The organism is Psychrobacter muriicola 2pS, assembly GCF_904846535.1.
GTDB classification, from domain to species: domain Bacteria; phylum Pseudomonadota; class Gammaproteobacteria; order Pseudomonadales; family Moraxellaceae; genus Psychrobacter; species Psychrobacter aquimaris.
On sequence record NZ_CAJHBC010000015.1, the window covers coordinates 1 to 16,518 of the forward strand.

General features: G+C 41.0%; 10 protein-coding genes and 3 pseudogenes. 6 read left to right on the forward strand and 7 right to left on the reverse strand.

Going from position 1 to position 16,518, the window contains the following annotated elements; translation table 11 throughout:
- Positions 1–107: 107 nt before the first annotated feature.
- The 3 genes and pseudogenes from JMX93_RS13910 (at position 108) to JMX93_RS13920 (ending at position 2,521) form a co-directional block, all read left to right on the forward strand.
- Positions 108–998, forward strand: a complete 891-nt coding sequence (locus JMX93_RS13910) for a LysR family transcriptional regulator (protein WP_068406606.1) — start codon at positions 108–110, stop codon at positions 996–998.
- Positions 999–1,007: 9 nt separating this feature from the next.
- A pseudogene (locus JMX93_RS13915) lies at positions 1,008–1,196 on the forward strand (integrase core domain-containing protein); the annotation flags it as partial.
- A gap of 43 nt (positions 1,197–1,239) precedes the next feature.
- Positions 1,240–2,521: pseudogene (locus JMX93_RS13920) on the forward strand (IS256 family transposase).
- A gap of 462 nt (positions 2,522–2,983) precedes the next feature.
- On the opposite strand, the gene JMX93_RS13925 reads toward JMX93_RS13920, so the two are convergent.
- The 5 genes from JMX93_RS13925 to JMX93_RS13945 all read right to left on the reverse strand — a co-directional run bounded on the left by JMX93_RS13925 (position 2,984) and on the right by JMX93_RS13945 (position 10,392).
- Positions 2,984–4,141: an iron-containing alcohol dehydrogenase gene (locus JMX93_RS13925; protein WP_333615054.1), complete on the reverse strand. Its 1,158-nt coding sequence runs from the start codon at positions 4,139–4,141 to the stop codon at positions 2,984–2,986.
- A 54-nt stretch (positions 4,142–4,195) separates the two neighbouring features.
- On the reverse strand, positions 4,196–5,716 hold the full coding sequence (locus JMX93_RS13930) for an aldehyde dehydrogenase family protein (protein ID WP_443530493.1): 1,521 nt from the start codon (positions 5,714–5,716) through the stop codon (positions 4,196–4,198).
- Positions 5,717–6,214: 498 nt separating this feature from the next.
- A complete protein-coding gene (locus tag JMX93_RS13935; protein WP_201560992.1) occupies positions 6,215–7,705 on the reverse strand; it encodes a CoA-acylating methylmalonate-semialdehyde dehydrogenase in 1,491 nt (496 codons plus the stop codon).
- Positions 7,706–7,766: 61 nt separating this feature from the next.
- Entirely contained in the window at positions 7,767–8,957 is a 1,191-nt protein-coding gene (locus tag JMX93_RS13940; RefSeq protein ID WP_499205073.1) for an iron-containing alcohol dehydrogenase, read from the reverse strand.
- 43 nt (positions 8,958–9,000) lie between these two features.
- Positions 9,001–10,392 carry a GntP family permease gene (locus tag JMX93_RS13945; RefSeq protein ID WP_298872567.1) on the reverse strand — a complete coding sequence of 464 codons (1,392 nt, stop codon included), beginning with the start codon at positions 10,390–10,392 and terminating at the stop codon, positions 9,001–9,003.
- 181 nt (positions 10,393–10,573) lie between these two features.
- Here JMX93_RS13945 and JMX93_RS13950 point away from each other — a divergent pair, with 181 nt between their 5' ends.
- Complete coding sequence (locus JMX93_RS13950; protein ID WP_174660670.1) at positions 10,574–11,344, forward strand: IclR family transcriptional regulator; 771 nt, start codon at positions 10,574–10,576, stop codon at positions 11,342–11,344.
- A 599-nt stretch (positions 11,345–11,943) separates the two neighbouring features.
- Positions 11,944–13,515, forward strand: a complete 1,572-nt coding sequence (locus JMX93_RS13955; RefSeq protein ID WP_499205074.1) for a Fic family protein — start codon at positions 11,944–11,946, stop codon at positions 13,513–13,515.
- 138 nt (positions 13,516–13,653) lie between these two features.
- Here the strand turns inward: JMX93_RS13955 and JMX93_RS13960 are convergent, their stop codons facing one another.
- The gene (locus tag JMX93_RS13960) at positions 13,654–14,268 is read right to left on the reverse strand and encodes a recombinase family protein (protein ID WP_499205075.1); all 615 of its coding nucleotides are present in this window, start codon (positions 14,266–14,268) and stop codon (positions 13,654–13,656) included.
- A gap of 290 nt (positions 14,269–14,558) precedes the next feature.
- Complete coding sequence (locus JMX93_RS13965; protein WP_058023639.1) at positions 14,559–15,623, reverse strand: 2,3-butanediol dehydrogenase; 1,065 nt, start codon at positions 15,621–15,623, stop codon at positions 14,559–14,561.
- Between the two features lie 272 nt (positions 15,624–15,895).
- On the opposite strand from JMX93_RS13965, the pseudogene JMX93_RS13970 reads away from it, so the two are divergent.
- Positions 15,896–16,329, forward strand: a pseudogene (locus JMX93_RS13970) (transposase family protein); the annotation flags it as partial.
- Positions 16,330–16,518 lie beyond the last annotated feature (189 nt).

Below are 16,518 nucleotides of genomic sequence, written 5' to 3' on the forward strand. Positions count from 1 at the left end.
ACTTATTATAAAAATACCATAGTCATAAATTATGAATTATATTTTTATTTTTATTCCCAATTTCTATAATAAATTTCATTATCCTTCCTAACCATGGTTTATTATTCATGATAACTTTGAAACAATTACGCTGCTTTGTGACAGTTGTAAAAACAGGTGGGTTTCTTCAAGCCAGTATTCAACTCAATTTAACCCAACCCACCGTTACCAAATCTATCAGTAATCTTGAAGAATATTTAGGCGTAGCTCTGTTTGATAAGCCTTTGACTCATAGAAAAAAGCGGCTAGTTAATTTAACGGAAATTGGCGAACACCTCTATATTCAAGCAGTTGATATCTTACAAAAGGCAGATAATCTTGAACAAACAGTAGTAGATTATCAGCAATTAATAGGTGGTAAATTGCGTTTGGGTATTTCACCGTTAGGCAGTGAAATACTAAGCAAAGCTATTTTTAACTTTTACCAAATGCATCCTAGTATAGAAACTTCACTTATCGAAGATGGTGCTGAGTCACTTAAGCAGGCCCTTCTAGAGGGGCAACTTGATGTGGCAACATTGATGAAGCCGATTGACGATGATTTTGACTACTTGTCGATATGTTGCTATCCAGTGGTGGTCGTAGCAAATAAAAACCGTATGGGTAAGCAAAAAACCAAGGTAACACTTAAGTCACTATCAAATGCCCCCCTAATTTTATTTACCTCCAATTCATCATTTACTCCGATGATTATAGAAAACTGTCAATCACTAGGTTTTGAACCTAATATTATTTGCCAAACCAATCAGTGGCACTTGCTTCTTGACATGGTAAAACAGGATATGGGCGTGACTCTTTTGCCTCAATATTATACTCAAAAGTTGGATTTAACAGGATTAGTCTGCTTGCCACTAACCCAACCTCAGTTAAAATGGGAGCTTGTCATGGCTTGGCGCCGTCATCGCTTGCTTACACCAAGTATGCAAGCTTGGCTTGATAACATAAGAAAAAATATATAACTAGGCCTTGATAATGCTTTGGCTGTAACAGGGCATAGGTTATACAAAACAGAGGTGATTGAATATTTGAAAGCAGATTTGCAAGGTTTAGCGAATGTACAACTTGCGACATTGAATTGGGTAGATCGGTTCAATAAAAAGCGTATACACAGTGCATTGGGCTATGTATCGCCTTTTGAGTTTGAGAGCCTTTCCTAAAAAGTGTGTAACTGCTTATAATCCACTAACCGGAGAATAAGCAATGACTACTCAATCTGACATTAAAAAACTGGCCGAGCAAATGGCTGGTAGCATGAAAAGCTTTGATGACATCAAAGACTTTCAAAAGCAGCTCATGCAATCTTTTATTGATACTGTCTTAGAGGCTGAGATGGAAGACCATCTTGGCTACCCCAAGCATGAAAAAGCAGATAAGCCTAACAAGCGCAATGGGCACACTAAAAAGACAGTCCGCAGTGACACAGGCGATCTTGAGATCTCCACCCCAAGAGACCGTGATGGTGACTTTGAACCTGCGTTAGTGCGTAAGCATCAAACCCGTATTAGTGGCCTTGATGATAAAATCATATTTCACTACAGGCATAGCCTTACGTCTTGCGCTTCGGGCAAGTGTCTCCCAGACACTTGCTGATCCTCGCTCATACGCCAAAGGTCAAACCACTACCGAGATTGTAGAGAGCATCAAAGAGCTCTATGACGTCGACATCTCAAGCTCTCTTGTCTCAAGAGTCACTGACAATATCTTAGACGACATCACCGCTTGGCAGAACCGGCCGCTGAGCAGTGTTTATCCTATCGTCTATTTAGACTGCATTGTCGTTAAGGTACGCCAAGACAAGCAGATCATCAACAAGGCGATCTATCTGGCCTTAGGAGTGGGACTTGATGGTAGAAAAGAGCTGCTTGGCATGTGGCTATCAGAAAATGAAGGTGCTAAGTTCTGGCTAGGCGTTCTCACTGAATTGCAAAACCGCGGGGTGCAAGATATCCTCATTGCCTGTGTCGATGGTTTAAAGGGCTTCCCTGATGCCATCAATACCGTTTACCCCAACGCTCAGGTTTAGCTGTGTATCGTGCATATGCTGCGCTATTCAATGAAGTTCGTACCTTGGACAGATAAGAAGGCCGTAGCAGCTGATTTAAAGGTCATCTACGGCGCTGATACGCTTGAGATGGCAGAGGCCAACCTTGAGCACTTTGATGAGGTATGGGGCGAGAAATACCCGCACGTGGTTAAGTCTTGGCGTAATAACTGGGAGGGCTTAACGGTATTCTTTGGTTACCCTAAAGACATTAGAAAAGTCATATATACCACCAATGCTATTGAGTCATTAAACAGCGTGATTCGGACAGCGGTGAATAAGCGTAAGGTGTTCCCATCTGATCAGGCGGCATTCAAGGTAGTCTACCTAGCAACCCAGCAGGCGTCTAAAAAGTGGTCGATGCCCATCCGTAACTGGACGTCTGCTCTGAATCGTTTTATGATTATGTTTGATGACCGTATCAGTAAGCATTTAATCTAAATGGCAGTTACACAGAATTCGGGATGGTCTCGATATATTTTAGAAAATACTACCCTTCGTGACCACTAATCCTTATTTAAAATGGACCCTTAGATATTTAGGCTAGTAGCACCAATGGTTTGAGTGGATAAGGTAGTTTTAATGTACTTAGCGAACATTCAACTTTCTAGTTAGGACTCGAATATTTGGCTGTAAGCTAAAGATGTTAATTGTTTAATTTTATGAAATATTACGCAATGTGCTTTGTAATGTACTTACTATGCATTTTCTATTCGTGTTTAGTACGCCACATAGTCATCGATACTCGTACTCAGCATTGTTCTCTTGATTAATTTTGATAACCGCATTAGATTAGGAATTGCTATCCTCAATAATTTTTATTACCTAGGATAGCTTCATCTATTTTCTCGTTATTCTTTAAACTGCCAATAGTAAATATCAACAGTATTTATTGCTACATCATCAATATGCATCTTTAAAAATTAATACGATATCTTCTTTTGTTCCCTTGCGTGGATTACTAAAGGCATTACCATCTTTTAATGCATTATCTGCCATGAGTTCAAAGTCTTGCTCTTTGACTCCTAATTCGCTGAGATGGCCAGGGATGGCGACATCGGCAGAAAGTCTAAACAAGGCATTAATGGCTTTTTCAGCCGCTTCTATCGCTGAACAACCTACTGTATTTTCTCCGAGAAATTCTGCGATATCAGCAAATTTTTGTACATTGGCGATCAAATTATAACGGCATACATGCGGTAATAATATTGCATTGGCAACACCATGTGGCATGTCATATAAACCACCGAGTTGATGTGCCATAGCATGCACATAACCTAAGTTACCATTATTAAAGGCCATACCCGCCAATAGCGAAGCATAAGCCATATTTTCACGGGCTTTAAGATCACTACCATTGGCGACTGCAGTGCGTAGGTTGTTAGCAATCAGTTTGATAGCTTGAATGGCAGCTGCATCGGTAACTGGATTAGCATCTACTGAAACATAGGCTTCAATGGCATGGGTTAGGGCATCCATACCAGTCGCAGCCGTCAAAGCACGTGGTTTACCAATCATCAACAATGGATCATTGATCGAGACCATAGGCAAGTTACGCCAACTGACGATGACGTATTTCAATTGGGTTTTGGTGTCAGTAATCACGCAGTGGCGTGTGACTTCACTGGCAGTACCCGCCGTGGTATTTACTGAGACGATTGGAGGAAGTGGATGGCTCAGAGTATCGATACCTGCATAATCGCCAATCTTGCCTGAATGTGTGGCCATAATACCAATAGCCTTACCGCAATCATGTGGAGAACCCCCACCTACGGTAACGATCATGTCGCATTGATTATCTTGGTAGCATGCTAGTCCGGATGTTACATCGGAATCTTTAGGGTTTGCCTGAACGCCAGAAAACACGCTGCTACTGATACCGACTGCATCGAGGTAGGCAATAGTCTTTTCAACAGCACCATCTTTGAGTGTAGCCAAAAATGGGTCGGTGACAATCAAGGCGTGTTTTCCACCTAATATCTGACAACGTTGTCCTACAACTTCTAAACAGCCTGGACCAAAGAAATTGACGTTAGGTACTAAATAATCATAAAAACGCATAAGTAAATATCCTTTTTAAATATGAATCAGTTTGATGGTTACTACATGGAGAAACTAGAAGAGTCCCATTGAATTGTCGTCATAACTGACTAAGAGATTTTTGGTTTGTTGGTAATGGTCTAGCATCATCTTGTGGGTTTCACGTCCGATACCTGAATTTTTATAACCACCAAAGGCTGCATGCGCAGGGTGTAGACCATAGCAGTTGGTCCAGACTCGCCCAGCCTTTATAGCGCGACCCATGCGATAGGCCAGACTAATATCTCGGGTCCATACCCCTGCAGCAAGACCATATTCAGTGTCATTGGCAATAGCGATGGCTTCATCTTCATCTTTAAAAGTGGTGACTGCGACCACAGGACCAAATATTTCTTCTTGGAAGATGCGCATCTTGTTATGGCCCTTGAGCAGGGTGGGTTGTAAATAGTAGCCTTCTTTTAGTGTATCTGATGGCACCTGGCTTTCACCACCAATTAAGACTTCCGCACCTTCATTTTTACCAATTTCGATATAGTCCAAAACCTTCTTAAACTGTTGCGCTGAGGCCTGGGCACCCAGCATAGTTTCAGTGTCGAGAGGATTACCCTGACGAATATTGCGGACTTTTTCTAAGACTTTTGCCATAAAAGGCTCGTAGATAGATTCATGGATCAAAGCACGCGATGGGCAAGTACAGACTTCACCTTGGTTAAAGAATCCCATCACCAAGCCTTCGACGGCTTTGTCAATGAATTTTGGATTGGCCTGCATAATATCAGCAAAGAAAATATTGGGAGATTTACCGCCAAGTTCCATGGTACTTGGAATTAGATTGACTGCTGCATGTTTCATGATATGCATGCCAGTTGGGGTTGAGCCGGTAAAAGCGATTTTTGCAATACGACGACTTGAGGCAAGCGCCTCACCGGCTTCGTTGCCGAAACCATGTACCAAGTTGAGCACACCTGCTGGTAGGAGATCGCCAATCAACTCTAACAGTACGGTCATCGACAATGGGGTTTGCTCGGCAGGTTTAAGCACGATGGTATTACCCGCGGCAAGTGCAGGTGCTAATTTCCATGCGGCCATCAAGAGTGGAAAGTTCCATGGAATAATCTGTGCTACCACGCCGAGTGGTTCATGAAAGTGGTAAGCTGCCATAGTTTCGTTGATTTCAGATGCACCACCTTCTTGAGCGCGAATACAGCCAGCAAAATAGCGGAAGTGGTCTGCTGAAAGTGGTACGTCAACGTCGAGAGTTTCACGAATCGGTTTACCATTGTCCCAAGTTTCAGTTACAGCTAGATATTCAAGATTGGCTTCGATTCGATCAGCTATTTTTAATAAGACCAATGAACGGTCTTGGACGGAGGTTTTACCCCATGCTTCTGCTGCGGCATGGGCCGCATCAAGGGCCAAGTCCACATCAGCTTGTTGAGAACGTGGAAATTCACCACAGGGTTCATTGTTTATTGGAGTATTGTTAATGAAATATTCGCCTCCTATAGGTTCGACGAATTTGCCACCGATGTAGTTGCCGTAGCGTGGCTTAATACTAAGTAAGCTATTTGCGTGTCCTGGTGCTGCATAAATCATGCTCGTTCCCTCTTGTTTTTGTCCCAGTATCCATACTGTTTACAGCAATATTTTCTACATTGCTTATTAAAGGACGTAGATAAAAAAGTATACATAACGATAAGATGATTATCGTTATGTATACTTTTAACGTAGTAATTTTGATTTGTCAATTCTTATTAGTGTAATGGCACCATAAGCAAATTATTAAATGAGAATTCTTCAGATATGTTTATGCAGGTATGTTTTTAAGAGTATATTTAAAAGAATACTAGTAATAAGCAATCAAGCCTGATATCAGATTAGCAGTGGGTACTGTAACAGCACAATCTGTAAAGATTTTAGTCTTGCATATTTTTCAACTTGAAAACCACCGTCTCAATTAAAGAGCGGTGGTTGATTAGAATATTATCTAGAGGCTTAAGCGCTTGTACTTTATATTTCGCCCATGTAAGAGGTCCTGTTTCTATTTAAACTTGTATTAGTGGACTTTCGAACTGAGATTAATATAGACGAGCTTTATGTTGGCATAGAAAACTGCTTCTCTTCTCGTATTGCTGCACTAGGCCAACGCTGAGTAACAGTTTTTCGGCGAGTAAAAAATCTTACACCGTCTGGACCATACATAAATAGATCTCCGAACAATGAGCGCTTCCAACCTCCAAAGCTTTGTGATGCTACTGGCACTGGTAATGGGATATTTACCCCAACCATGCCGACTTGGATATTATCAACGAAATAGCGAGCCGCTTCTCCATCTCTGGTATAAATACACGTTCCATTACCATACTCATGTTCATTTATAAGCTCTATAGCTTCTTCCATTGTCTGAACACGCATAATTTGAAGTACTGGACCAAAAATTTCTGCATCATAACTGTCCATCTCTTTTGTCACATTGTCTATCAGAGTAGGACCAACGAAAAACCCTTTCTCATGACCTGCTGGTGCCGCATTAGAACCATCAATGATTACTTTTGCTCCTTGGTTTGCAGCACTTTTGATATGCTCCAAAATTTTAGTTTTATGAGCCTGAGTAATGACAGGGCCAAAATCATTTTCTTTGTCCGAATAAGCACCTAGTTTTAGTTGCTGTATTGCCGGCTGCAATGCTTCAACCATTTTATCAGCAATATCATCACCTACTGCTACCGCAACAGATAAAGCCATACAACGTTCGCCTGACGAGCCAAATGCAGCCCCTAATAGAGAAGTGACCACATTATCTAGGTCCGCATCAGGCATGACGATTGCATGATTTTTTGCCCCGCCTAGAGCTTGACATCTTTTACCTTGGGCTGTTGCTGTAGTGTAGATATACTCAGCAATTGGAGTAGATCCTACAAAACTTATAGCTTCAATATCTGAATGATGTAATAGAGCATCAACCGCCTCTTTACCTCCGTTAACGACGTTAAGAACACCATCAGGTAAGCCCGCCTCTTTTAAAAGTTTTGCGATAAACAACGATGCACTTGGATCACGTTCAGATGGCTTTAGAATAAAGGTGTTTCCACAGACGATAGCCATAGGAAACATCCAAAGAGGAACCATAACAGGAAAATTAAATGGGGTGATGCCAGCCACTACTCCTAGTGGATGAAACTCACTCCAAGAATCAATATCTGGACCCGCATTACGACTATGTTCGCCTTTTAATAACTCTGGTGCACCACAAGCATATTCAACGTTTTCGATACCGCGTTGTAATTCACCGGCGGCATCATGCGAAATTTTTCCATGCTCTTCGCCAATTAGCCTGCAAATTTCATCAGCATTTTTTTCTAATAGCTCTTTGAATTTGAACATGACTCTAGCGCGTTTCATAGGTGGCGTTTTACGCCATGCTGGAAAGGCCGCTTTTGCAGCGATAACCGCTTCATCAATAGTTTTAGAACTACCTAAAGCAACCTGTTTACTTACTTCACCAGTAGAAGGGTTATAAATAGGTTGTGTTTGGCTCGCTTCATTAATTTCCTGACCATTAATAAAATGTCCGATAGTTTGCATAATATATATTCCTTTTATAGCATTTAGTTTATACGTAGATTAAAAGTAAGCTTTAGTTTTATTAGCTTGTCGAAACATCATCTGAGCTACTTTCTGCCCATAACAATGTATAAAGTTGAACCATTTCTTCCAAACTCGGTATTCGGGGGTTGTTGTTAGGTGAACCAGAGGAAAATGCTTGTTCACACATGGTATTTATTAGCGCATCAAAATCAATTTTTTGAATCCCAAATTGTTCCAATGTAGGCACTTTGAGCTCGATATTGAGGTTTTTCAGATAGGTAATCAAATTTATATTCGCTTGATTATCAGTATCATCAAAGCTCGCCACTCCTAATGCTCGTGCACAATCTGCATATCGTTCAGGAGTGCCTGATATGCCAAATTCAGTAATAGTTGGCAATAGCATCGCATTTGATAAACCATGCGGTACGTGAAAAAAAGCGCCAATCGGTCTGCTCATTCCATGCACCAAAGCCACCGATGAATTACAGAATGCAATACCAGCTAACGTAGAACCTAACATCATGGCTTCACGAGCATCCTCATCTTCGCCATTATGATAGGCCTTTTGTAGATTGGGCCCAATCAAACGTAATGCAGCTAAAGCCTGTTGATCACTATAAGCGTTACGTTTTTGACTGACATAAGCCTCTATAGCGTGAGTCATTGCATCAATGCCAGTATCAGCAGTGGTTCGAGGAGGGACACTCATAGTAAGGCTATAATCAATAATGGCGGCTATAGGCATAAATCCCATACCAACGCATAACAACTTTTCGTTATTTGTTTCATCAGTAATAATAGTAAATCGAGTAACCTCTGACCCTGTTCCGGCCGTAGTAGGTATCGCAATAATAGGTAAACCTGCTTCATTTACTTGACGAGGAAATTTATAGTCATTAATGACGCCACCAAATCTCCCTAAAATTGAAATTGCTTTTGCGCTATCTATAGGACTCCCGCCACCTAAGGCAATCAAACCATCATATTCTTGGTGTCGTACCTGCTGCACCCCTGACTTAATAGAGCTTTCAGTAGGCTCAGGCATAGTATCTGAGAATACATCAGCTGTAATCTGAACCTCTTTCAAAATGGTTTGTAGTTTGTCCACATAACCCAGTTTAACCATCATCTCATCCGTAATGATGAGAGGCTTTTTAATACCCAAACTATCTAATATGGTCGGTAGCTTTTGACATGCATCGCGGCCTACCTCCATGATTCTTGGGAGAAGAATACTATGTGACATACTTAACTATCCTTGTGTTGATCACTATGTGTTTAATCCTGTGCTAAAACGAACCTATCAATGTGCCTAAGGTGATTACTGCTATGAGAGCTAGTACAGGTACCGCAACAGCTACCACAAAAATATCTTTATAAGACTCTCTATGAGTGAGCTGACAAATTACGAGTAGAGTTATAACTGCACCATTATGAGGAAGAGCATCTAAACCACCTGATGCTATAGAAGCTACACGATGCATTAACTCGGGATTGATACCAAATTGAGAAGCTAACTGAAGATAGTTGTCCCCCATGGTATTGAGAGCAATACTTAGTCCACCAGACGCTGAGCCAGTAATACCCGCCATAACGTTTACGAAAACAGCCTCTGAAATTAGAGGGTTCTCCGGAGACAAACCTAATAAGAATTCTTTTACAATGATAAACCCGGTTAAAGTAGCGATAACTGACCCATATCCAACTTCAGATGCCGTGTTAAAAATTGGTAGCAATGACCCTAGCGCACCCTCACTGAGCGATTCTTTTAGGTCCTTCCAACGCTTCCAATTGAGCAGAATCATCGCTCCGCAAGACACTACCAAAGCTATAACAATAGCCCAAATACCAAGAACTTTAGATAGAGGAACAGCGCCAAACTCTTCAGTTGCTAGATAGCTATTATCCATACTAGGTAATAGCCATTTGGTGCAAATGAAGTTAATCAATATGACTAAGATGATTGGTAATAACGCTACAAGTAATGAAGGCTTGGCGCTATGATCGACTACCGCTAACTTATCATGATGATGTTGACCATAACCCTCTCCTGCATTTAGAGCTGTTTTAGTACGATAATTAAGCCAAATCATTCCGCCTACTAACATGATCAAGCCACCAATAGCACCAAGACCAGGGGCAGCAAAAGAATCTGTTTTGAAAAATGGCATAGGAATGGCATTTTGAATTGCCGGTGTCCCTGGTAAAGCGGTCATCGTGAAGGTCAAAGCACCCAAGGCGATAGCACCAGGAATAAGTCTTTTAGGGATGTTCAATTCGCGAAATAAAGCAGCAGCGATTGGGTATACAGCAAAGCCCACTACAAACAATGACACACCGCCGTACGTTAAAATCGCACAGGCCATGACGATAGATAAAACAGCTTGCTTCTTACCGAGTTTAGTGACGAGTGACTCTGAGATGCTAAGTGCGGAACCTGAATCATCCATCAACTTACCAAATATAGCGCCTAGTAGAAAAAGCGGGAAGAAGCTGATGATGTATCCACCCAGACCTTTCATAAATACTTGCGTATAGACGCCTAGCATCGTATTAGCCTCACCACTTAAAAGCACAGCAAGCATTGCTAGCAAAGGCGCTAACAAAATCACGCTATGACCACGGTAGGCCAAATACATTAATAAACCTAACGACAGCAAAATGGGCAATAAACTTATCATATGCACTCCCTGTGCTATATATGCATAAAATCCATTTCATTATTTTCACATAACGATAAAATTTATATCGTTATGTGAAAATAACAGAATATTTTTATAATGACAAGTCTTAAATCATTAAATATTATCGTTATAATGATTAGAAACATTAGAAGTCATATGGTTAGGGAGTGACAAAGATATGAGTAATACTAAAAAGAAGGGCTCAAGTGTTGAGCGGGTTTTGCAAATTGTGGAAATTCTGGCGAGATCGCAAAGACCAATGAGCGTTAGCGACTTAGCAGATACATTGGATGTACCTATACCTAGTATGTACAGGTTATTAGATCAGCTACAAAATATCGGGTTTGTACAATTGGACTTGCCTGGGAAGGTGACCTCTGGGAAAAGAACCTATAAGTTAGCTATGGACCTATTACAGAATAATCATTTTAAAATTGAAAGACTTGCAATATTACAGCAGCTTTCAGCACAAATAGGAGAAACCGTAGGCATTGCAATTATGAAAGACCTAGATGTAGTTTATGTAGATCGCGTTTTATCTGATTGGCCACTTCAAATATATCTGCCAGTAGGAACTCATGTACCGATTTGGGCAAGTGCAAGTGGGAAGTTATTCTTATCACAACTATCCAATGCAAAATGCGAACGTATCATTAATAAAATATCGATACATGCATTAACTACCAATACGCAAACAGATAAAAAGCAATTGATGCAGACTATTTCTAAGACACGGGATACTAGAGTAGGGATAGACAACGAAGAGTTTATTCCAGGCATGGTTGCTTGTGCTGTACTCATTCCTAATGATGAAAATAAAACGTTTGCTACAGTATTCACCCATGGTCCAACTGTAAGAAAAACTTTGGATGAGCTATTAGAATATGTACCTATTATGCGAGAAGCTGCTCTCGAGCTATCCGTTACTTTTAATCAGGACTATGAATAAATTATTAGCAATGTTTATTATTTATGATACCCGTCAACTCACCTTGACCTAAGCGAATAATTTTATAGAAACTAATTTGGGATATATTAATCAGACAGTACGAGGAATTACTATTCGTGGCAACAAACGTCAGTAATTGAAAATGGTATATTTTAGGTATACACCACTTAAGCCAGTCAAATAGACCGCTTAAAATAGACTGGATACAGTCGAACATGAAATGGTAAATTAACTATCCATTATTTATAGTAATAAGTGAACTTGCCAATTTAAGAATAGGTGGCCATTTGTTTAGGAATATTTAATTCTTTATTTTTATTTGTAAGCAGCTGATATATAAGGCTTTACACGCGAGGCAAGCAAACTTTGTTTACAGAATAGGCACTCTATTACTACGTAGCTGTGTTAAAAGAGGGGTATTTACCACCTTCAATTTCGATCAATTATGCCCACTTAAAACGCCCCTCGATCTTTATCTAAAGACATCACAGCGTCATATAAAAATCGATTTAATGCATTGAGGCTTCATTATAATCATTATATTGCATTCATAATCGCTTTTCTGCAAAATGGCTTATCTATAATCGCTTGAGCCACTCATGATAAACACCCCTACCTTAGACCCTATTGGCGCAGCATGGCTTATCCGTCATGCAAGCATCGAGCTGGTTGCCCCTTTATATGTCAGCAGTAGTATCGGTGGGCGCAGACAAACCTATAAAGACGGAGACGTCATCCATAATGCTTATCAGGAAACCGCGCGTCCACTGGACACGATCATTGCGCATTTACAATTTCACATGCGTCATGAAGTACTGAGTTTAGAGTTACTGGTTCGTCTATTTGAGCAGATAGGTGCTGATGACGTACAAGCATGGGTAAACGCTGAGCCGACAGGCAGCTATGCCCGTAGAATGGCTTTCTTGTATGAATGGCTCATGGATAAGCATTTAGAGGTACCAAGCAATATAGGCGGTAACTATGTGGATGCTTTGGATACCAAGAAGCTGGTTACTTCAAGCCCTGCGCAGGTCATCAAGAATGCTCGCTGGCGTATCAATGACAATCTAGCAGGAACCCGTCATTTCTGTCCGATGTTGGTGAAAACAGAGGCCTTTACGCAAGCGGCAGCACTCGATATTGCCACGATGGTTGACAAACTTAACGATGAATTTGGGCAAGACTTACTGATGCGAGCCTCCGTATGGATGACCCTACGAGAAAGTAAAGCTAGCTTTACTATAGAAGGTGAGGGAAAAGAGTTAAAACGTATTGAACGTTTTGCCGATGTGATGGCACGGCGTACCGGCACCGGTGACATTCCGCTTGATCCTGAATCATTGGCAGAATTGCAAAAAGAGATATTGGGTAGTAAAACGGTCATCCAGCAGTATGGTATCCGTCAATCCCCAGTTTTTGTGTCGCATACTCAGGTGAATGGCTTTAAAGAAATTGTGCACTATATCGCTCCACCTGCTGATGACATTGCTAATAAGTTAGGAGGGTTACAAGTATTTATGGAAAAGACCGAGGGACAATCAGCACTGATGCGTAGTGCTGTTGCCTCCTTCGCCTTTGTGTATATTCATCCGCTAGCTGATGGCAATGGCCGCGTACATCGCTTTTTAATTAATGATGTCCTCAGACGAGACCAGGTGATTCATGAGCCGATTATCCTACCTATATCACAAGCCATTGCTGAGCATCCCTCAGACCGTCATGCCTATGATAAGATTTTAGACCGTGTCTCTGTGCCGCTTATGAAGCAAATCCGTGATCATTACAGCTTTAATAAACAGGTGATTACTTACCCTGATGGTATTCGCTCAAACTTAAATTTTGAAAACACTCACCTTATTCAACCTGCATGGCGCTTTATGGATCTAACACCTCACGTTCAGTACTTATCTGGGCTGATTGCTCATGTTATTGAAAAAGAGATGCATAACGAGTCACAGTACCTAAGAAAGCATGACCATGCACGACTGGCGATAAAAGAGATTGTTGAGATGCCGAATAGCTATGCTGATAGAATCATTCGCAGTATGCTGCAAAATAAGGGTGCTAAAAGTAATAATCTACTGAAGGATTATTCGTTTTTGGTAAATGATGAGGTTTGGGACGATATTTTCTGTGTGGTTGTAAAAACCTTTAAAGATGAAGCAGATTAGGATGTGTTTGAACCGCCCCGATTATGTTGGAGGTAGATTTACTTGATAGTGAACTAAATTAGTTCTTATAATAATATGAGTATATGAGTATATGAGTATATGAGTATATGAGTATATGAGTATATGAGTATATGAGTATTACTCCGTTTCTTTAGCCATAACAGCTATCAGCTGACGCGAGCACTTAGCTGTAGCTTGTATTTCAGAATAGCTATGCCCAGATTTCAGGAGGCTAGCAATAATCTTACGTTTCTCGGTATCTTTCCTACGCCCTAAATGTTTACCTTCTGCCTTAGCACGAGCGATACCTTGTATCTGACGGTTACGTCTATCTTCATAGTCCTTTCTAGCAATAGCAGCGAGCATATCAAGCATCATTGAATTGATAGCTTGCAACACGCTGCTCATAAATTCAGTGCTGTTCTTAGATTGAAGCGCCATATATGAGGTTGGCAGCTCTCTTGATACGACTGCTAACTTTTTTTCTGATAGCATTCTTTTGAGCGTATCCCAATCAGCTTGGTTCAAACGTGCTAAGCGGTCAATCTGCTCAACCAAAATCACATCGCCTTCGTGGGCATCATCGATTAGCCGCATTAATTGTGGACGTATCAAAGTTGCGCTTGATTCGTTTTCGACATAGAAGGCTGCAATTTTGTGGCCATGATCATTAGCAAACTGTATGAGCTCATTTTTGGCACGCTTGGCATCTTGCTCTTTGGTTGACGCTCGTAGATACGCTCTAATAAACATAAACATAAACACCTAAAATAGTCTGTTATAAGTGGTTCCATTACATCAGTCTATTTTGAGTAGTCTGTTAATATGTTTGAAGGGTGAGATAGCTGGTTCCGCTAAGGTATACCCTAAAAAACTTCCGCCAGTTGTCTGATTAAAATCTCCCAAGTTTAAGTGTACGGGATTGACAGCAGGGATCAGTGTGTCTAAGGCTTCCTAGGTAGATTTGGGCAACTTGAGGTTTGGTAAATTCTAACGTACGGATTAAAACCACCTAGCTAGCCGGATATCCCTTGCCTTACTATTTACAGGTTCGGGTTCACAATAATTTTCACTGCTGATTCATTGTTGTGAATTAAAGTCTCAAAGCCTTTAGCAATCAAGTCATCCAATTTGATACGTTGAGTAATAAAGGGCTCAAGGTTCACTAAGCCATCTTCGACCAATTTGATGGTTTCTTGATGATTGTTTACATAACCAATAGTCCCACGTACATCGAGCTCCTTCATGACTACGCTATGTACATTTACGGAAGCTGGGTGGCTCCAGATAGAGACAATCACAACCACACCAGTAGGTTTAGTAAGTTCAACCAGCGAGTCCAATACCTTATTGACGCTGGTGCATTCAAAAGCCACGTCCACACCGCGGTTATCCGTAAGCATCATGACTTCTTCAGTCAAATCTACTTCAGTCGGATCTAAAATGTAATCGGCAATCCCACTTTCTTTAGCCTTCTCTTTGCGCTTGGTACTCAATTCAGTGAGAATGACGGTAATGCCTTTGGCTTTTAAAACTGCCGCCAATAATAATCCAATCGGACCACCGCCACCGACCAAAGCAACATCACCTGCTTTGGCGCCACTGCGCACAAAAGCATGATAGCCAACGGCTAACGGTTCAATCAAGGCTGCTTGATCTAATGGTATTTTATTAGAGATAGGATGTACCCAGCGGCGCTTGACCGCAATTTTTTCAGACAAACCACCACCGCGACCACCAAGACCAATGAAGTTCATATCTTTTGATAAGTGATAATTCTCACCAGGCGCGGTAGAAACATCATCAGCGATAATATATGGTTCAACCACGACATGCTGACCGATCTCAATATCATCAACACCCTCACCAATAGCATAAACGACGCCTGAGAATTCATGACCCATAGTGATTGGGGCAGACTCTCCTGAGATTGGGTGAGGATGACCGCAAGGGGGAATAAAAATAGGACCTTCCATAAACTCATGCAAGTCGGTACCACAGATGCCACACCAAGCGACATCGATTCCAACGGTACCCGACTCTACAGTAGGCTCTGGAATATCTTCAATACGAATATCGCCTTTGTCATAAAAACGTGCCGCTTTCATATAAATCTCCTTTGATTGTCATTAAAAAAATATTGGATGGTGCATCAAAAATTATGCTGGCATCAAACGTAGCCATAATGGATGATTGTAAATATTTGGCTGAGCAGATAAAAAATAGGCATAGATGCCCTAACCTCAAAATCATTATCCACTGCCAAAGCAAGATTGCAACCGTGAGCTACACACATATAAGCCTAAGAGAACGATATCAGATTTATGGCATTAAAAGGGCATAACATGGCAGTCAATTTGTAGTAGAAGCTGTCAAAAAGATAACAGACAACAATCGTAACTTGAGTGCAACTGTTCAGCAGCTCGAAATAGAGATGCAAACGTTATCTAATTGGCACAATAAAGCTAATCAAGGCAAACTTGCAGGAACTGAGCAGTATGATCCTAATCTTATGGCAGCTATTCAGGAAATAAAGCAGCTCAAGCGGCAGCTTAAAGTAGCTGAAGAGAAACGAGAGATCCTAAAAAAGGCGACAGCGTACTTCGCAAAGCAAAGCTAATCAGGTACGCCTTTGTCAAAGACAACCAGCACTTCTTTAGCATCACCACTATGTGCCGCGTGCTAAATGTTAAGCCATCAAGCTATGACGATTGGATAAATCGCGATATTAGTGAGCAACAGATACATTGTAACCAGTCTGAGCTACTGGTTAGAGCCGCTCACAGTGAAACTCGTGAGCGATATGATGCTGATTGACCTATGCTGTCAATCCCGCAGACATTAACTTAAGAAGTTTTATTTACTCAGCCTGATGATAATGATCAAACTACATTTGTCTTGGCATTTTATAGACCAAACCTTTTTGAATCTTAATCTAGCTGTGTTCAAGCTCAATATATTTAGTAATATTGATAATGGCATGAAATTCTTTTATAGCCTTGC

Bases quoted from the DNA above. Each gene is read 5' to 3' on its own strand.
- JMX93_RS13945 (WP_298872567.1), bottom strand. From the start codon at position 10,392: ATGATAAGTTTATTGCCCATTTTGCTGTCGTTAGGTTTATTAATGTAT.
- JMX93_RS13930 (WP_443530493.1), bottom strand. From the start codon at position 5,716: ATGATTTATGCAGCACCAGGACACGCAAATAGCTTACTTAGTATTAAG.
- JMX93_RS13925 (WP_333615054.1), bottom strand. From the start codon at position 4,141: ATGCGTTTTTATGATTATTTAGTACCTAACGTCAATTTCTTTGGTCCA.
- JMX93_RS13910 (WP_068406606.1), top strand. From the start codon at position 108: ATGATAACTTTGAAACAATTACGCTGCTTTGTGACAGTTGTAAAAACA.
- JMX93_RS13960 (WP_499205075.1), bottom strand. From the start codon at position 14,268: ATGTTTATTAGAGCGTATCTACGAGCGTCAACCAAAGAGCAAGATGCC.
- JMX93_RS13950 (WP_174660670.1), top strand. From the start codon at position 10,574: ATGAGTAATACTAAAAAGAAGGGCTCAAGTGTTGAGCGGGTTTTGCAA.
- JMX93_RS13955 (WP_499205074.1), top strand. From the start codon at position 11,944: ATGATAAACACCCCTACCTTAGACCCTATTGGCGCAGCATGGCTTATC.
- JMX93_RS13940 (WP_499205073.1), bottom strand. From the start codon at position 8,957: ATGTCACATAGTATTCTTCTCCCAAGAATCATGGAGGTAGGCCGCGAT.
- JMX93_RS13935 (WP_201560992.1), bottom strand. From the start codon at position 7,705: ATGCAAACTATCGGACATTTTATTAATGGTCAGGAAATTAATGAAGCG.
- JMX93_RS13965 (WP_058023639.1), bottom strand. From the start codon at position 15,623: ATGAAAGCGGCACGTTTTTATGACAAAGGCGATATTCGTATTGAAGAT.